Source organism: Secundilactobacillus muriivasis (genome assembly GCF_054785195.1).
On the sequence record NZ_BAABMI010000009.1, the window covers coordinates 57002 to 75300 of the forward strand.

The following is an 18299-nucleotide window of genomic DNA, read 5'->3' on the forward strand; positions in this document are numbered from 1 at the left end:
GATTTCGATTCTGAAGTTGGCAACGTGATTTTTACTGTGTCAAGCAGAGTCTGGGACCTGAACGAACACCGGGTGTTCAGCGAACCGAACCAATTCGGCTTTGAGAGGTGCTGGATTGGCAGAAATAAATGAGAATTGCTCCTCCGCATTTTTCAGGTAAAGAAAGCGGTCCATTTTATGCTATACTGCAATTAAAGACTTGATGGGAAATAGGTGTCTGCGGATGAAAATTGGATTGTTGATTCTCACCCTGGTTGCACAACCAGTTTGGTGGGGCGGATTATTACGAGAATGGTTCACGGCTGATAAGCGCATTCGGACGGAGCGCAAATCATTTGGGAGTGCAGTGTACGGGGACAAGTTTGAAGTTCGGCATTACCTGCTACTTAGCCTGTTGTATGGGCTGATTACCTCCATCGTTTCGATCGTGTTAGGACTGACATTACCAGTGGCTTGGGTCATCGGGTACAGTTGTGTGGCGTTGATCGGCGTATTGATTGGACCAGCAGCGGGATTGTCGATGACGATTTTGGTTGTGACGGCGCTGTTGTACGACCAGTTCGGGCAGTCAGACTTTGGGACGCAACTGGCGGCGCTTGGTCAACCATTCGGGCTCGACGGTGGCCGGACACCACTGATCGATCTCTTGTTGTTGTTTGTGATCGCACTCATTATCATGGGCGTTTGGGTTGCCCGAACCGGGGGTAAGTTTGCCGCCCCAAAGATCTTTGCCCAAAAACGGGGGAAGTTGATCGCTGGCTACCGCTTTAACGAATTATTAGTGGTGCCAACCCTTATTTTTGTGCCTGGTGATTGGATTACTAGTCACCTGAGTTTTTGGCCAGTCTTTGCGTACGGCACGCACACAGTGACGCCGCTGTTCTTGCCACTGTTGCTGGGATTGCGACTGACCTTCTTCAAGCAAACGGCCCGTTCTGGACTAAGCCGAATGGCGAAGTGGTTGATCAGCATCGGTGTTTTAGGGATCTTTTTGAGTAGCCTGACGTTCTTGGTTAAGGGTAGCTTCTTACCGGTTGTGCTGGGGATGTACCTGTTGTATCTGCTGGTGCTACTGTGGACGCGTTGGCAAGACCGCCGGCAATCGTTTTGGTTCTCGAAAGTTGACCGAGGCGTTCGGGTGTTAGGCGTTAAACCGGAAACCCCCGCGGCGAAGATGACGATTTCGGTGGGCGATATCATTGTCACGTGTAATCAACAACCCGTTAATTCTGAAAGTGAATTCTACAAGGCGTTGCTGATTAACCCGACTTATTGTCATTTGAAGATTCAAACACCACAAGGGGATTTAAAAGTAACCGAAACGGCGATTTTCGCTGGTGCACCGCATGAAATTGGCATTGTTGTCTTTAGAGATTAGCATAAGAGATGTTGGCGTAAGAGAGGATTGGGGCTGATGTGTATCGGACCCCGGGGAGGATTTAGTTATGCAAAGAGTTTTAGTTGTCGATGACGAACCGGCAATTGTAACGTTACTGACTTATAATCTGAAAGCGGCGAACTACGAGGTCGTCACTGCAACCAACGGCGTTGAAGCAGTTCAATTAGCGATGAACGACGACTTTGACGCAATTTTACTCGACTTGATGTTGCCCGGACTTGATGGCGTGGAAGTGACTAAGAAACTGCGTCAAGAACGGGTCAGCACACCAATTATTATGATTACGGCTAAAACGGATGAATTTGATAAAATTTTTGGGTTGGAACTTGGGGCGGATGATTACATCACGAAACCCTTTAGTCCCCGGGAAGTGATTGCGCGGTTGAAGGCGGTGCTACGGCGCGCGCAACCGGTTAGTGTTGCAACGACTGGTGCCGGAATGCCGGCCAATGATGATGTGATTCGAATTGGTGGAATCGAAGTGGATCCCAATACCGTCAGTGTGATGATCGATCAACGGCCAATCAAGCTAACACCTAAGGAGTTTGAGTTGTTACTCTACCTTGTGCAGCGACCAAATCAAGTGTTAAAACGCGATCAGTTGCTTGAAGGCGTATGGGGCTTTGACTATGCCGGCCAATCCCGGATGGTTGATATTCATATTTCTCATTTACGGGATAAGATTGAAACGGACCCTAAGAATCCAGCTTATTTGAAGACGGTTCGGGGGTTTGGTTACCGCTTTGAGGCACCGCAAAATGATTAAACGGTTTGGTTTGGGCTTCATTGAATTATTTGTGATCAACGTGATCGTTGGTTTTATCGTGACCGAAGTGTTGATTGGCCATCAGTTGACTGGGAGTCAGCTTCGGGGGTTATTGTTGCTGAATCTGTTGGTTGCTGCTGGTGAATTAGCGGTTGTCAGCTGGTTATTTCGTCATCGACAGCAACCCGTGATCTCCATGACCAACAAGGTTGAGGGGATGCTTCATGATAAGGAACCCGCCCATATTTTGTTGCGGACGGATGATGACTATTACGAACTCGCAATGGCGATCAATCGATTGCAGACTCACCAGCAAAAGTTACTTCGGGAAATGAATCAGCAGACTGAAGAATTACGGCTCTTGCTGGCTTATTTGCCAATCGGCGTGATGGTGATCGACCGGTATCGAAAGGTTGAGATGGCAAATGCCGCGATGGCGGAATTTTTGCAGACCGAAATTAGCCCCCGACGCCACCCGTACTCGCAGGATATTCATCAGTTTGAATTAATTTCACTGATTGGCGAAGTCATCAATGACAAGCAGTCTCGGCGGCGGGTGATGACGCTGACCAACGTACCAACTGATAAAAAAGTGGAAGCTTCGGTGGTGTATACGTCAACCACTGAGGATTTCTTCCAAATCTTAGTGTTGTTGTACGATGTGACGGAAATTTACGCCGTTGAAAAGATGCAGATGGACTTTATTTCCAATGCGTCCCATGAGTTAAAGACACCAGTGACGGCCATTTCGGGCTTTGCAGAAACGTTGTTGGCTGGGGCGAAGGACGATCCAGAAACGTTGACCGAGTTTTTAGGTATCATTCAACGGGAAAGTCGTCGGTTGACGGAGTTGATTCAAGACGTGTTGGCGATTTCGCGAATTGAGTCGCAGTCAGTGTCAACGCAGAATCGGACGCAAGTTGATGTGGCCGCGCTGGTCACTGAACAGGAAAACGTCATGCAGCAGTTGGCGGCGATGAAACAGTTGCGGGTTATTGACCAAGTACCCGCTACGGCGCAACAGTACACGGATGAAAAGAAACTGACCCAGATCGTTAAAAACCTGTTGTCAAACGCCATCAAATATAACCGGGAAGGCGGCTCAGTAACGGTCGCTTACCAAGCGGACGATACCAACTGGTCGCTGAGTGTGACGGATACCGGTATCGGGATTGCGCAGGCAGAACAGGCGCGGATCTTCGAGCGGTTCTACCGCGTTGATCCTTCCCGTAATAAACAAGTGGTTAGCGGAACGGGGCTTGGTCTGGCAATCGTGTCGGAGTTGGTAAAGTCACTGAATGGTCAAATCAGCGTGACGAGTCAACGTGGGGTCGGGAGTACCTTTACGGTGCAGTTTCCGGTGACGGTTGCTGGAGATGCTGAGTCGATGGCGGCGAATTAGATTGAGATTGGCTAGTAAGATGTTGAAGAGTTGGACGGTGAGTTGCCGTTTGGCTCTTTTTTTATTGGGCGACTATTGGATTTAACAGTTTAGGCAACGGCCAGTTTGAGGCAACAGATTTTCGGCTTGAGTTGACTGACCGTTCTTGGGGTTCCTAAGATGAGTAATTATTGGTGACTATGACGCTTTAAGACCACTACGCCGAAACGTGTGAAAACCGGCAGAAGGTTAACATGTAACGGGGCATAGTAAGGTATTAGTTGGGTGATTGGATTTAACAGTATGAGGCAACGAATTTTCGGCTTGAACTGGCTTGGAATTCTTGGGGTTCCTGAAGTGAATGCTAGTTGTCATCTATGAGGACTTAAGGCAGCCACGCCGAAACGTGTGAAAACCGGCAGAAGGCTAATATGTAACGGGCCATCAGTAAAGCTACCCAAGCCCGGTAGCTTCACTGATGGCCCGTTACATACCACCTTCTAAACGCCGGTTTTCACACGCTACCTTTACATAACCTTTACAAAGAACTGTACCTAACCTTTACATTGACTTGATATAGTAGTTCTTGAAAGCGGATATGGGAGGAACGGACATGCCAAAAAAGCGGTGGTTACAACTACTGTTACTTGTTGCCCTGATTGGGTTCGGAAGCTGGGGTTACCAGACCCGACATGTTAATAAAACAAATATGACGATTACCGCCGTAGGTTCTACGGCGCTACAACCATTGGTCGAAGCAGCTGGTGAAGACTACACTAGTCAACATCTTGGCACCTTTATCAATGTGCAGGGTGGTGGCTCTGGGACCGGCTTAAGTCAGGTTCAAGAAGGGGCCGTTGACGTTGGGAACGCTGACGTTTTTGCTCAAGAACAAAAGGGCATCACTGCGACTCGGTTAAAGGATCATCGCGTGGCGGTGATTGGCATTACGCCGATCGTTAATAAAAAAACGGGTGTGACGCATTTAACGACGTCACAACTGATTCAAATCTTTACGGGAAAGGTGACCAACTGGCAACAAGTTGGTGGCCATAACCAAAAAATCGTGATTTTAAACCGGGCACAGGGGAGTGGAACGCGCTCAACCTTTGAACGCTGGGCATTAAAGGAACACCAAAGCTTGCCAGCTCAGGAACAGGATTCATCTGGGATGGTTCGTCAAATTGTTGCGACCACGCCAGGCGCAATCAGTTACGTCGGCTTTTCGTACGTGGATCACACGGTCCAATCCATTACGCTGAACAACGTGGCGCCAACGGATGCGAACGTCGTAACGAATCGCTGGCCAATTTGGTCGTACGAACACATGTATACGGGCAAACAACCGAATGCCTTAACGAAAAAATTTATTAAGTATATTCAATCACCACACATTCAAACAACGTTAGTTCATCAACTGGGCTACATTGGGATGTCAGAGATGCACATTACGCGGGATGTTGATGGGACAGTCAAGCAAGTGGGGGACGCACATGAATAAAAAGTTAAAAGCACAGCTATTAAAGCGTTCAAAGGCGGCTCGCTTGGAACAATTTGGGAAGGGAATCAGTTTTTTAGCCCTGATGATTATCACGCTGGCGGTATTTGCCATCATCATCTTCGTTGCGTCTAAGGGCCTGTCAACCTTCTTTAGTAACCACGTCAACATCGTTGATTTCTTGACCGGGAAGGTTTGGAACCCGAGTGTAACGGATGCCAATGGCAAGCCTGAAGCTGGCGCGTTACCAATGATTGCTGGGTCGTTTATTGTGACGATTTTGTCAGCCTTGTTGGCAACGCCGTTCGCGATTGGCACAGCCATTTTCATGACTGAAATTTCGCCTAAGAAGGGTGCTAAAATTCTCCAACCAGTGACCGAATTACTGGTGGGGATTCCCTCCGTTGTGTATGGGTTTATCGGGTTGACCGTTGTCGTTCCCGCTGTCCGTCATTTGTTTGGCGGTAGCGGGTTCGGGATTCTGTCAGGGACGTTTGTGCTGTTCGTGATGATCCTACCAACGGTGACATCAATGACAGTCGATGCGCTCCGCTCGGTACCACGATTTTACCGTGAAGCGGCCTTAGCGCTGGGGGCAACGCAGTGGCAAACCATCTATAAAGTGGTGCTGCGAGCCGCAACACCGGGGATGTTAACTGCAATCGTGTTTGGGATGGCGCGGGCCTTCGGTGAAGCACTGGCCGTTCAAATGGTCATCGGGAACGCAGCGTTACTGCCAAGTGGCCTAGTATCACCAGCCTCAACGTTAACTTCGGTACTGACGACTGGTATCGGAAACACGGTGATGGGCTCGATGCAAAATAACGCCCTGTGGTCACTTGCCTTAGTCCTATTAACGATGTCGCTGATCTTTAACCTGGTTATCCGGTTGATCGGTCGGAAGGGAGCCATGACGAAATGAATCCAAAAACAGCTAACAAACTCGCAATCGGCACCCTTTATGGCATTGCCGGGACCATCGTTTTAATTCTGGCACTTCTATTGGGGTACATTATTATCAGTGGTTTGCCATCACTCAGCTGGCACTTTTTAACGACACCAGCGAAGGCCTTTACCAGCGGTGGTGGGGTCGGTATTCAACTCTTTAACTCGTTTTACCTGTTATTGTTAACCATGCTGATTTCATTTCCAATCGCGCTTGGTGCCGGAATTTACCTAAATGAGTATGCCAAGAAAAACTGGGTCACGAACCTAGTTCGCACGGCGATTGAAATTTTGAGCTCGTTACCATCCGTTGTTGTCGGATTATTCGGTTTCTTGATCTTCGTGGTCCGGTTTGACTTCGGGTTCTCAATTTTATCCGGTGCCTTTGCACTGACGCTGTTTAACTTACCACTATTAACCAGAAGCATCGAAGAATCACTTGCCGCGGTACCAAATGCCCAGCGGGAAGGCGGCCTCGCCTTAGGCCTTTCCAAGTGGGAAACGGTCACCCGAATCATCGTGCCAGCTGCCCTACCAAGTATCCTGACTGGGGTCATCTTGAGTGCCGGCCGAATCTTCGGGGAAGCTGCCGCCCTCATCTTTACGGCGGGGCAAAGTGCGCCCGCGCTTGATTTTACCGACTGGAATCCGTTTAACCTCACCAGTCCGTTAAATCCAATGCGTCCAGCTGAAACCTTAGCCGTTCACATTTGGAAGATTAACTCTGAAGGCATTATGCCGGACGCAAAGGATGTGTCTTCCGGTGCCTCAGCCGTGTTGGTGATTGCAGTCCTCATCTTCAACTTGCTAGCACGTTTCGTCGGTAAACGACTTTTTAAGAAATTAACTGCAGCCCAATAATTAACCGATTGAGAAAGGGAGACCCGCCATGCTCATTAATCCAACTAGCCCACATCCTGGCGATCAATGGCTGGAACGCAACATTGTTGATCCAAGCCTAAAAAACGATACTAATATCATTCTGGAAACCAAGGACCTACACGTTTACTACGGTGACCACGAGGCCTTGCACGAAGGTGATTTAAAGTTTGCTGAACACCAGATCACGGCGCTGATTGGACCATCCGGTTCTGGTAAGTCGACTTATTTACGGTCGCTGAACCGGATGAATGACGGTGTCGCCCGAGTGACCGGCCAGATCCTTTACCGGGGCGTTGACGTGAACCAACCCCAAATCGACGTGTACGAGATGCGGCGTCGAATTGGGATGGTGTTTCAACGACCCAATCCATTTTCTAAATCCATTTACGAAAACATTGCGTTTGCCCTTCGGCGTCGGGGGATGAACGACAAACAACAACTCGACGAAATCATCGAAACCAGTTTGAAGCAAGCGGCACTCTGGGACGAAGTGAAAGATGACCTGAATAAGAGTGCCTTAGCACTATCAGGTGGTCAGCAACAACGCCTTTGTATCGCACGAGCAGTCGCCGTTAAACCGGACATTTTACTGCTGGACGAGCCCGCCAGTGCCCTGGATCCAGTTTCAACTGGTAAACTAGAAGAAACGTTGACGCAGTTAAAGGATCAGTACACGATCATTATTGTGACCCATAACATGCAACAGGCGGCGCGTATCAGCGACTACACGGCATTTTTCAACTTGGGTCGTGCGTTAGAGTATAACGTCACATCAAAGATCTTTACCCGGCCGAAGGTCCAATTGACCAACAACTATGTCGCCGGCGATTTCGGTTAGGAGGACGCGATGACAACCATTTTAGAGACTCATGACGTGCACGTATACTATGGTAAAAAAGAAGCCTTAAAAGGTATCGACCTCTCGTTTGAAGAGAAGGGCATCACGGCCTTGATTGGGCCATCTGGATCTAGTAAATCGACGTATTTGCGAACCCTTAACCGAATGAATGATCTGATTCCGGGCGTTACAGTGACGGGAGATATTAAATTGAAGGGGCAAAACATTTATGCCCCGCAGACCGATTTGGTAACCCTTCGAAAGCAAGTCGGTATGGTGTTTCAACAACCTAACCCGTTTCCGTTTTCCGTTTACGATAACGTGGCCTTTGGGTTGAATATTGCGGGCAAGATGAAGCGTGACGAACTGGATCACATCGTTGAAACGAGCTTGAAGCAGGCCGCGGTCTGGGATGAAGTAAAGGATAAGCTCCACGATAGCGCGTTATCGCTATCAGGTGGGCAGCAACAGCGGGTCTGCATTGCGCGCGTGTTGGCCGTTTCGCCAGAGATTATCTTGATGGATGAACCCACCAGTGCCCTGGATCCGATTTCTAGTAGTCAGATCGAATCAACTTTGTTAAAATTAAGAACCGATTACACCATCATCACGGTGACCCATAATCTGCAGCAAGCTTCTCGGATTGCGGATCGCACTGCCTTCTTTATGGATGGCGAAATTGTCGAAGTTGATGATACGAAAAAGATTTTTATGAACCCAGCTAAAAAAGCCACTGAAGATTACATTAGTGGCCGATTCGGCTAACCCCACGAAGGAGGAGACCCAGTGAGACGTTTATTTGAAGAAGAACTAGATAAGTTAGACAACGGCTTTACCGAAATGGGGATGCTGGTCAGCAACGTCATTCAGCAGTCGGTAGCCGCTTTTATTGACCACGATCGCCAGGCGGCACAGTCGATTATTGATAACGACCATGCTATCAACGAGCGTGAAATTAAGCTTGAAGCCAAATCCTTTGAGATCATTGCGCTTTACCAGCCCGTTACGACTGATCTACGAGAAGTGGTGACGATTCTTAAAGCTGTATCCGACTTGGAACGCGCAGGGGACCATGCACGTAACATTGCCCATTCCACGATTGAAGTGAAGGGCAAGACCCGGGCAGCTAAGATTGAAAGTCAGTTGGCCGAAATGGGTCAGCTAACGATGAAGATGGTTCAAAATGCCATTCAGGCTTACGTTGATAAGGACGAACAAGCTGCGCGTGACTTATTAACGCTGAACAGTCAGTTGGCGGACTACAGCAACGAGATCATTCGTGAAAGCTATGGTCAGATTCAGCAAGATCCAGAAGTCGTCGTTGCGGCAATCACGTATAACCGAGTTGCAGCCGATTTAATTCGCATCGCGGACTATATGATCAACGTCGGCGAATGGATTATTTACTTGAAGACGGGTAAGATCGTTGAATTGAAATTAATGCAATAAATCGTTTTTAATGACGGATGAAACCCGACTGGCCAATTTTGGTTGGTCGGGTTTTGTTGATTATGTCCAGTGTAAGGGTTGGGTGCGATTTTGGTGTTGGCTGTTTGTCGTCGCTTCGCTCGCCAAAGCCGCATTGAAAAGCGCTCGTTCAGACTACAAAATTCGGCGCCACTTAAACTGTTATTTCTAGGACTCCTGAAGTTGTAGAAGCTTGTCAACCACGCGCTTTCTGGCCACCACGCCGAATGGTGCTGCGCGAGGCAAAAGGCTATGTGTAACGGGCTCTAAGCCAAACTACCAAAACCCGGTAGTTTACCTTAGAGCCCGTTACACGCCGCCTTCTGACCGCCTCGCTCCGCACACTTACACTAAAACACTTGCGTTAAGCCCCAACTTTATCTATTCTTTAAGTGGGAGAATTAAGCAGAAATGAGGTGATACTAGTGAAAGGAAAACGACGTTTAAAGCGGTCGTCCAACCGGATTTTGACCGGGGTATTGGGCGGAATTGCTGAATACTTTGGAATCGATGCAACGTTGGTTCGGATCATCTTTGTGATATTGACGATTTTTCCGGGACACGTTGTCTTTGGCCTGTTGATTTACCTCTTGTTGACGGTGTTGATTCACGATGACGTTGATACGCAACGGTCTTCGTTTTTCGGCGGGTTTGGCGGTCCGAAGACGGATCAGTCGACGCGTAAGGAACTCCACGATGTCACCGAAGAGGATTCCGATAAAAAGTGAGGTCATTTGAGTGAAATTTTGGCTAAGAATCATCATTAACGCAGTTTTATTTATGGCACTCGCTGGTTTCTTTAAAGCGGATTTTTATGTGTCGAGTGTCTGGGTCGCACTTTTGGCAAGCCTAGTGTTGGCACTTTTAAATGCCGCGGTGAAGCCGATTTTAATGATATTATCGTTACCAATTACGGTAATTACCCTTGGCTTATTTAGTATTGTAATCAATGGTTTGATGTTGCAACTAACGTCGTTTTTTGTTGGGGCGAACTTCCGATTCTCATCGTTTGGCATGTCCATGCTGATTGCCGTTTTGATGTCACTTTGTAACGCCATTTTATCGAGTTACGTTGGGCATCAAGATCGATCGGATTAAAAGCTATTTAACGTGAAAACGTGTTAAACTGGTATCAGCGATTGACGATTTGAAGGAGGGACAGCTTTGGCAGAAAGTGTAACCGTTGCCGATTTAGTCGATAATATTCGTCTAGACGTCTATTACGGCGAGGATTTGTTGGACGACCGGGACATTACCACGAGTGATATCTCACGACCGGGACTTGAATTAACGGGGTATTTTAACTACTACCCAGCTAAGCGGGTTCAACTACTTGGTATCACCGAAACATCCTTTGCAAAGGGCATGTCGCATGATGAGTTGTTAGATGTCATGCGACAAATGTGTCAACCAGAAACACCGGCCTTTGTGATTTCAACGCAATTGGAACCACCTGAGGAACTTTTACAGGCGGCTAAGGAATCTGGGATTCCCATTTTAGGAACTAAGATGACGACGTCGCGGGTGTTGAGTAACATGACCAACTACCTTGAAGGCAAGTTGGCTGAACGCCAGTCACTGCATGGTGTGCTGGTTGATATCTACGGGGTCGGGGTTTTGATTACCGGTGACTCTGGTGTTGGGAAGAGTGAAACGGCGTTGGAACTGGTTAAACGTGGGCACCGGCTGATTGCCGATGACCGTGTTGAAGTCTTCCAACAAGACGAACAGACCCTGGTTGGAGAAGCCCCCGCAATTTTGGCTCATTTGTTGGAGATTCGCGGAATCGGGATCATCGATGTCATGAACCTCTTTGGTGCCGGCGCCGTTCGGAGTGAAACCGATATTGATCTGATCGTTCACCTAGAAGCTTGGTCACCGGATAAGCGGTTTGATCGACTGGGTAACGGCGATGAGACACAAAAGATTTTCGACGTTGTCGTGCCAAAGATTTCGATTCCAGTTAAAACTGGACGGAACTTGGCCATCATCATTGAAGCGGCTGCAATGAACTTCCGGGCGCGCTCAATGGGTTACGATGCAACCAAAGTCTTCGATGAAAACTTGAACCGACTGATTCAACAGAATTCAAAGAAAAATAAGTCAGGTAAAAAAGCTTGATTTTAAATTTAATTCATGGAAAAGTTAAGAGGTGGCACCCTTGCAGGGAATCATGGCAGCGTTAAACCCGATCGCGTTTCATTTGGGCCCCATCGAGGTCCATTGGTACGGGTTGTTTATTGCGAGTGCCGTTATTATTGCGGTGACACTGGCAGTCCGAGAAGGCAAGCGACGCGGCGTTGATCCGGACGATATTTACGATATGATTTTGTGGGCGTTACCCGTTGCAATTATTGCGGCGCGAACGTACTACGTGGCGTTTGAATGGCCTTACTACAGCCAACATCTTGGTGAAATTATTCGAATCTGGGATGGTGGAATCGCGATTTACGGGTCGTTGATCGGGGCAGGACTAGTGGTTTACTTCTTCTGCCGGTCGCGGTTTATCCCAGTTTGGCTGATGCTAGACATTGCAGCGCCAACCGTCATCATGGCCCAAGGAATTGGCCGTTGGGGCAACTTTATGAATCAGGAAGCCTTTGGTCAGATCACCAGTCTGAGCTTTCTACAAGGCCTTCACTTACCCCACTGGCTCATTTCGCAAATGTTAATTGATGGCGCTTACCGGCAACCGACGTTCCTGTACGAATCAACCTGGGACATTCTCGGGTTTATCGTCTTGATGACGTTACGGCACCGCAAGGACCTGTTTAAACAGGGAGAAGTCTTTTTAAGCTATGTCATCTGGTACTCATTCGGTCGCTTCTTCATTGAAGGCATGCGAACGGATAGTTTGATGTTATTTAACACGATTCGTGTATCACAGCTACTTTCAGTTGTTTTATTTGTTGGGGCGATCGCCATTATTGTTTATCGGCGCCGGCTGGGAAGCCAAGTACCGATGTATCTTGATGGCAATCCATTCACTAAAAAAGCCAAATTGGCAAAAAACAAGGAGCGTTAACTATGTCTGAAAAAATTGCAGTTTTAGGCGCAGGTTCATGGGGCAGTATCTTGGCAAACTTGTTAGACGAAAATGGGCACGATGTGGCACTTTGGTCGTACAAACCAGAGCAGGTCGCTGAACTCAACGAAAAGCATACCAACAGCCACTACATTCAGAATTTTACTTTCTCGGATACGCTTAAGGCTTATGCAGATTTGAAGACGGCGTTAACCGGTGCTGAAACGGTGCTATTCGTGGTACCAACGAAGGCGGTTCGATCAGTTGCAGGTGAAGTCAAAGCGGCGTTGGAAGCTCTAAATAGCCGACCAGCTTTGGTTCATGCTAGCAAGGGGATCGAACAAAACACCTACAAGCGCGTTTCCGAAATTTTAGCGGAAGAAATTCCAAGTGCCTACCGGAGTTCGATCACGGTGTTATCAGGCCCAAGTCACGCTGAAGATGTTGCCAAGAAGGATTTGACCTTAGTGACGGCTGCTAGTGCGGACTTAAATGCTGCTAAGCACGTTCAAGACTTATTCATGAACAACTACTTCCGGGTTTACACCAACAGTGATGTGATTGGCGTCGAAATTGCGGCGGCTTTGAAGAACATCATTGCGCTTGGTACTGGGGCGTTGAACGGACTAGGTTACGGCGACAATGCTAAGGCCGCTTTGATGACCCGTGGGTTAGCTGAAATTTCTCGGTTGGGTGCCTCGTTTGGTGCCAACCCACAAACCTTCATTGGCTTAGCCGGTGTCGGTGACATTATCGTAACTGGGACGAGTCAAAACTCACGGAACTACCGGGCGGGTGATGAACTCGGTCGCGGTGAATCGTTGGATGACGTTATCAACCACATGGGCATGGTGATCGAAGGGGTGGCAACCACGAAGTCCGCCTACGAACTTGCCCAACAACGTGGCGTTGATATGCCAATTACGGAAGCCATTTACCAAGTGCTTTACGAAGGCAAGGATATTCGCAAAGCCATCTCCGACCTCATGCAACGTGAAGGCCGGTCCGAATTTTAGGATTCAGGAGACGAAACGCATGAAGAAAGTACGTAAAGCGGTGATTCCAGCTGCTGGTTTGGGCACCCGTTTCTTGCCGGCAACTAAAGCACTGGCGAAGGAAATGCTCCCAATCGTGGACAAACCAACGATTCAGTTTATCGTTGAAGAAGCCCGCCAATCTGGCATCGAAGATATTGTGATCGTTAGCGGGAAGAGCAAGCGCTCGATTGAGGACCACTTTGATTCCAATCCAGAATTGGAAGACAATTTGATTGCCAAGCATAAGACTGAGATGCTGAAGCTGGTTCAAGAGACGACGGACATCAACCTGTATTTTATCCGTCAATCTCACCCACGTGGGTTAGGGGACGCCGTGTTGACGGCGAAGGCCTTTATTGGCAATGAACCGTTTGTCGTGATGTTGGGCGATGACATGATGCATGATCAAGTGCCACTGACCCAACAATTGATCAATAGTTATCAGGAAACGGGTGCATCGACCTTAGCCGTCATGCGAGTACCGCACGAAGATACTGCCAAATACGGCGTGATCGACCCAACCGCAGAAGTTAAGCCGGGACTCTTCAACGTGAAGAACTTTGTCGAAAAGCCAACCCCGGAACAGGCCCCTTCTGATTTAGCAATTATCGGTCGGTACTTGTTCAATCCGGAAATTTTCGACGCGCTGGAACACACGGCCCCTGGTAAGGGCGGCGAGGTGCAGTTAACGGATGCAATTGATCTGTTAAACCGGACACAGCGGGTGTTTGCCCACGAATTCAAGGGCGAACGGCACGATGTTGGCAACAAGTTTGGCTGGTTGAAGACGAATATCGAATACGGCCTGCAACATCCTGAAGTGAAGGATGAATTGCGACAATACCTTGAACAGATCGGCCAGCAGTTACTGGCAGAGGACCAACGCAAGTAGCTGATAGTCAAATTGAATCAGTTGGCTAGTCAAAGTAATAGACAAACTTACAAAAAGATAGTAAAGTAAACATCATTAAATTAAGCACTCAATCAACGGATTGGGTTGTGAAAGGGGAACAAAGATGGCAAAACAGTACGACGTTATTGTGATTGGTGCGGGTCCCGGTGGGATGACCGCAGCCTTATACGCTTCTCGGGCGAACTTGTCCGTTTTGATGCTTGACCGCGGCATTTACGGTGGTCAAATGAACAACACGGCGGCAATCGAGAACTATCCCGGTTTCTCCTCAGTGTTAGGGCCAGATTTGGCACAAAACATGTACCAAGGGGCAACCCAATTTGGGGCTGAATATGCTTACGGCAACGTTGAAGGCGTTACTGATCAAGGTGACGTTAAGATCGTGAAAACCGATTCCGACACGTTTGAAGCCAAAGCCGTTGTGATTGCCACTGGTTCTGAATACCGTAAACTCGGAGTTCCTGGTGAAGAAGCCTATGGTGGCCGGGGTGTGTCGTACTGTGCCGTTTGTGATGGTAACTTCTTTAAGGGTCGTGAAGTCATCGTCGTTGGTGGCGGTGACTCAGCCATTGAAGAAGGCCTCTACCTCACTCAACTTGCCTCCAAGGTAACGGTTATTCACCGTCGCGATCAATTACGCGCGCAAAAGATTTTACAAGACCGCGCATTTGCTAACGACAAGATGAACTTTGTTTGGAACACCAACGTTACCGAAGTTTTAGGTGACGATGACAAGGTGACCGGTGTTAAGATCAAGAACAACCAAACTGGCGAAGAATCAACCATTGATGCTAGTGGGGTCTTCATTTACGTCGGCATTTTACCTAAGACTGACGAATTCGGTGGTCTCGGCATCACTGACGAAATCGGCTGGATCCCAACCGATGGCGAAATGGCAACTAAGGTTCCTGGTATCTACGCGATTGGTGACGTTCGCGCGAAGGACCTTCGCCAAATCACCACTGCAGTCGGCGATGGTGGCATTGCCGGACAACAAGTGTTTAAGTACATCGAAGCTTTGGCTGATAAGCAAAGCGTTAACTAAACAAGAGATGATGAAGCCGTCGTTGCTGTATGTAACGGCGGCTTTTTTGCTGTCGTTTGTGTCCAGCGTAAGTGTGCGGAGCGAGACGGGTTGAGAGCGTAGTGTAAGGGCACTTCGGTGAAAGCGCCCGGGTCTGGCGGTTTTATCGAAGTGCCCTTACATGCAGCTCTCAGTCTCGCGCAGCACCATTCGGCGTGGTGGCCAGAAAACGCGTGGTTGACAAGCTTCTATAACTTCAGGAACCCTGGAAATAACAGCTTAAATGACGCCGAATTTTGTAGCCTGAATGAGCATTTTTCAGTGCGGCTTTGGCGAGCGAAGCGACGACAAACAGCCAGCACTCACCATACACCCAACACTTACGCTGGACACAAGCGATAGCAACTCCTAGGAATGGAAACAAAAATATACAACAGCGACTATCAGTGTTAGAGTTAGACAGACAGTAAAATTAACGGATAAAAGGAGCGGTTAACATGGAAGCTTTAGCGACGCAGTTAAGTCAGCAATTACCCTATGAGGTGCGAGCACTGAGCCATGAAGATGATGCGCAGATTTATGCGCTTCAAAAACAGTATCAGCGGTATTTTGATTTATTTATGGATCATAAGCTAACTCAGCGTGAGGCGACTTCTGATTTAGACGAATTGGCTGCTGAAGCGGCGGTTGCGCAGAAACAGTACTTGGGTTTCTTTGACAAGGGACAGTTAATGGGGACGGTTGATTTGACGATTGATTATCCGCTACCACAATTAGTTTGGTTGGGACAGTATTTTGGAAAACATTTTACAGACGCTCAAGCAGTTGACGGCCGTTCAGGTTCAATTATTCGTTCTAAAAGCGGATAAGGACGGCCAACAATTTTACCAACAATTGGCGTTTGAACCCATTAGCGAAACCCGGACAACCATTGCGGGGGACTGGGTTGACGTGACGATTTATCAACGGAATTTATAACCAAAACGAGGAAAAAACGCATCTCTAGCGAAAGTACGTTCGGTGTGGTAGAATAGACAGACATGTGTGGGGAAGCAACTTAGCTTGCCTACTTTTTGAGTGCGACAATAGTATTGGAGGTTGCGATTAATGATTGAACGTCAGGAAAATCGACCGTTTGAATTGGTCTCGAAGTATCAGCCCACGGGGGACCAACCGGGTGCGATTCAGGAGTTAACGGATGGCATCATTGCGGGTAAAAAAGCCCAGGTTCTACTGGGGGCGACTGGGACCGGTAAGACGTTTACGATTTCAAACGTCATTAAAAACGTCAATAAACCGACGCTGATCTTATCGCATAACAAAACGCTGGTTGGGCAATTGTATGGTGAATTCAAGGAGTTCTTCCCAAATAACGCGGTGGAGTACTTTGTGAGTTACTATGACTATTACCAACCAGAAGCCTATGTCCCATCGAGCGATACGTATATCGAAAAAGATTCATCGGTGAACGATGAAATTGATAAATTACGGCACTCAGCGACCAGTTCACTGCTAGAACGAAACGATGTGATCGTTGTGGCTTCGGTGTCCTCAATCTTTGGTTTGGGGGATCCAACCGAGTATAAGAACCATACCGTTTCATTGCGGGTGGGTGACGAAATCGAGCGCAATGATTTAATGCGTAAATTAGTCGATATTCAATTCGAACGCAACGACATCGATTTTCAACGGGGGCGTTTCCGAGTTCACGGTGACGTGATTGAGATTTTCCCCGCTTCTCGTGACGAACGGGCCTTGCGCGTGGAATTCTTCGGTGATGAAATTGATCGGATTCGGGAAGTGGATGCTTTAACCGGTGAAATTATTGGTGATCGACAACACGTCGCCATCTTCCCGGCGACCCACTTTATGACCAACGATGACATTATGGATAACGCCATTGACGGGATTCAGGCTGAGTTAGACGATCGGTTAAAGGTATTGGAAGGCGAAGGCAAGTTGCTGGAAGCGCAACGGCTCAAGCAACGGACCACGTACGATATCGAAATGTTACGGGAAATGGGCTACACTAACGGGATTGAAAACTATTCTCGTTTCATGGATGGCCGTAAACCTGGTGAACCACCGTACACGTTACTGGATTTCTTCCCTGATGACTTCTTATTAGTTGTCGACGAATCTCACGTAACGATGCCACAGGTTCGTGGGATGTACAATGGTGACCGTTCCCGGAAACAACAATTAGTTGATTACGGGTTCCGGTTGCCAAGCGCGCTGGATAACCGGCCACTCAAACTGAATGAATTTGAACAACACGTGAACCAAGTCGTGTACATGTCCGCCACGCCTGGGGATTACGAAATGGCGCAAACCGATGACGTCATCGAACAGATCATTCGGCCGACGGGCTTGCTGGATCCGACCGTTGAAGTGCGGCCAATTATGGGCCAAATGGATGACTTGGTTGGTGAGATCAACAAGCGAATTGATGCGGACGAACGGGTATTTGTCACCACGTTAACAAAGAAGATGTCCGAAGATTTGACCGACTACTTGAAGGATCTGGGAATCAAGGTGGCTTACCTGCACAGTGATATCAAGACCTTGGAGCGAACGGAAATTATCCGGGATCTGCGGTTAGGCAAATACGACGTATTAGTCGGTATCAACTTGTTGCGTGAAGGCATCGACGTCCCAGAAGTGTCCTTGGTCGCTATTCTGGATGCGGATAAGGAAGGCTTCTTGCGTAACGAACGGTCGCTGATCCAAACAATGGGTCGGGCTGCTCGGAACGAACACGGGGCGGTTATTATGTATGCCGACCACGTGACTGATTCGATGCAACGTGCGATGGATGAAACGGCCCGTCGTCGTGAGATTCAAACCAAGTACAACACTGAACACGGCATTACACCGAAGACCATTAAGAAGGAAATTCGTGACCTGATCAGTGTCACGAAGCCAGCTGGTGACAGTGGCGAAAAGGATGATTTCGTGGAGAGCGATTTCGAATCCATGACCCACGAAGAACAGTTGGATATGATTGGCAAACTTGAAAACGAAATGCGGGCGGCGGCTAAGAAGCTGGACTTCGAACACGCAGCCACACTTCGCGATACCGTACTAGAACTGAAAGCACAGTTGGATTAGGACAGGGGGATCA

At 48.2% G+C, this 18299-nt stretch carries 18 protein-coding genes; all 18 read left to right on the forward strand.

Annotation, left to right across the window (positions count from 1 at the left end; genetic code table 11):
- The first annotated feature begins 223 nt into the window (after positions 1 to 223).
- The 18 genes from ACYVR3_RS02390 to uvrB all read left to right on the forward strand — a co-directional run bounded on the left by ACYVR3_RS02390 (position 224) and on the right by uvrB (position 18286).
- Complete coding sequence (locus tag ACYVR3_RS02390) at positions 224 to 1378, forward strand: PDZ domain-containing protein (protein WP_054736336.1); 1155 nt, start codon at positions 224 to 226, stop codon at positions 1376 to 1378.
- 67 nt (positions 1379 to 1445) lie between these two features.
- Positions 1446 to 2165 carry a response regulator transcription factor gene (locus ACYVR3_RS02395; RefSeq protein ID WP_054736334.1) on the forward strand — a complete coding sequence of 240 codons (720 nt, stop codon included), beginning with the start codon at positions 1446 to 1448 and terminating at the stop codon, positions 2163 to 2165.
- Positions 2158 to 3567 carry a two-component system histidine kinase PnpS gene (gene pnpS, locus ACYVR3_RS02400; RefSeq protein ID WP_461242980.1) on the forward strand — a complete coding sequence of 470 codons (1410 nt, stop codon included), beginning with the start codon at positions 2158 to 2160 and terminating at the stop codon, positions 3565 to 3567. Before ACYVR3_RS02395 ends, pnpS begins: the two co-directional genes overlap by 8 nt.
- Positions 3568 to 4159: 592 nt before the next feature.
- The gene (locus ACYVR3_RS02405) at positions 4160 to 5047 is read left to right on the forward strand and encodes a phosphate ABC transporter substrate-binding protein PstS family protein (protein WP_461242981.1); all 888 of its coding nucleotides are present in this window, start codon (positions 4160 to 4162) and stop codon (positions 5045 to 5047) included.
- Positions 5040 to 5966, forward strand: a complete 927-nt coding sequence (gene pstC, locus ACYVR3_RS02410) for a phosphate ABC transporter permease subunit PstC (RefSeq protein WP_461242982.1) — start codon at positions 5040 to 5042, stop codon at positions 5964 to 5966. Before ACYVR3_RS02405 ends, pstC begins: the two co-directional genes overlap by 8 nt.
- Positions 5963 to 6850: a phosphate ABC transporter permease PstA gene (gene pstA, locus ACYVR3_RS02415; RefSeq protein ID WP_461242983.1), complete on the forward strand. Its 888-nt coding sequence runs from the start codon at positions 5963 to 5965 to the stop codon at positions 6848 to 6850. The genes pstC and pstA overlap by 4 nt, the downstream gene beginning before the upstream one ends.
- A 28-nt stretch (positions 6851 to 6878) precedes the next feature.
- Complete coding sequence (pstB, locus tag ACYVR3_RS02420) at positions 6879 to 7709, forward strand: phosphate ABC transporter ATP-binding protein PstB (RefSeq protein ID WP_054736329.1); 831 nt, start codon at positions 6879 to 6881, stop codon at positions 7707 to 7709.
- Between the two features lie 9 nt (positions 7710 to 7718).
- On the forward strand, positions 7719 to 8474 hold the full coding sequence (gene pstB, locus ACYVR3_RS02425) for a phosphate ABC transporter ATP-binding protein PstB (RefSeq protein WP_054736328.1): 756 nt from the start codon (positions 7719 to 7721) through the stop codon (positions 8472 to 8474).
- 21 nt (positions 8475 to 8495) lie between these two features.
- On the forward strand, positions 8496 to 9158 hold the full coding sequence (gene phoU, locus ACYVR3_RS02430) for a phosphate signaling complex protein PhoU (RefSeq protein ID WP_054736324.1): 663 nt from the start codon (positions 8496 to 8498) through the stop codon (positions 9156 to 9158).
- A gap of 443 nt (positions 9159 to 9601) precedes the next feature.
- Positions 9602 to 9904, forward strand: coding sequence for a PspC domain-containing protein (locus ACYVR3_RS02435; protein WP_461242984.1), 303 nt, complete (start codon positions 9602 to 9604; stop codon positions 9902 to 9904).
- A 10-nt stretch (positions 9905 to 9914) separates the two neighbouring features.
- Positions 9915 to 10274, forward strand: coding sequence for a phage holin family protein (locus tag ACYVR3_RS02440; protein ID WP_054736319.1), 360 nt, complete (start codon positions 9915 to 9917; stop codon positions 10272 to 10274).
- Positions 10275 to 10340: 66 nt separating this feature from the next.
- The gene (gene hprK / locus ACYVR3_RS02445; RefSeq protein WP_057152402.1) at positions 10341 to 11297 is read left to right on the forward strand and encodes an HPr(Ser) kinase/phosphatase; all 957 of its coding nucleotides are present in this window, start codon (positions 10341 to 10343) and stop codon (positions 11295 to 11297) included.
- A gap of 52 nt (positions 11298 to 11349) precedes the next feature.
- Positions 11350 to 12201, forward strand: a complete 852-nt coding sequence (lgt, locus tag ACYVR3_RS02450) for a prolipoprotein diacylglyceryl transferase (RefSeq protein WP_054736359.1) — start codon at positions 11350 to 11352, stop codon at positions 12199 to 12201.
- Positions 12202 to 12203: 2 nt separating this feature from the next.
- A complete protein-coding gene (locus ACYVR3_RS02455; RefSeq protein WP_054736314.1) occupies positions 12204 to 13217 on the forward strand; it encodes an NAD(P)H-dependent glycerol-3-phosphate dehydrogenase in 1014 nt (337 codons plus the stop codon).
- A gap of 19 nt (positions 13218 to 13236) precedes the next feature.
- Positions 13237 to 14130, forward strand: a complete 894-nt coding sequence (galU, locus tag ACYVR3_RS02460) for a UTP--glucose-1-phosphate uridylyltransferase GalU (RefSeq protein WP_461242985.1) — start codon at positions 13237 to 13239, stop codon at positions 14128 to 14130.
- A 124-nt stretch (positions 14131 to 14254) separates the two neighbouring features.
- A complete protein-coding gene (gene trxB, locus ACYVR3_RS02465) occupies positions 14255 to 15196 on the forward strand; it encodes a thioredoxin-disulfide reductase (protein ID WP_461242986.1) in 942 nt (313 codons plus the stop codon).
- Positions 15197 to 15672: 476 nt separating this feature from the next.
- Complete coding sequence (locus ACYVR3_RS02470) at positions 15673 to 16044, forward strand: hypothetical protein (protein ID WP_461242987.1); 372 nt, start codon at positions 15673 to 15675, stop codon at positions 16042 to 16044.
- A gap of 238 nt (positions 16045 to 16282) precedes the next feature.
- Complete coding sequence (uvrB, locus tag ACYVR3_RS02475; RefSeq protein ID WP_057152096.1) at positions 16283 to 18286, forward strand: excinuclease ABC subunit UvrB; 2004 nt, start codon at positions 16283 to 16285, stop codon at positions 18284 to 18286.
- The last annotated feature ends 13 nt before the right edge of the window (positions 18287 to 18299 follow it).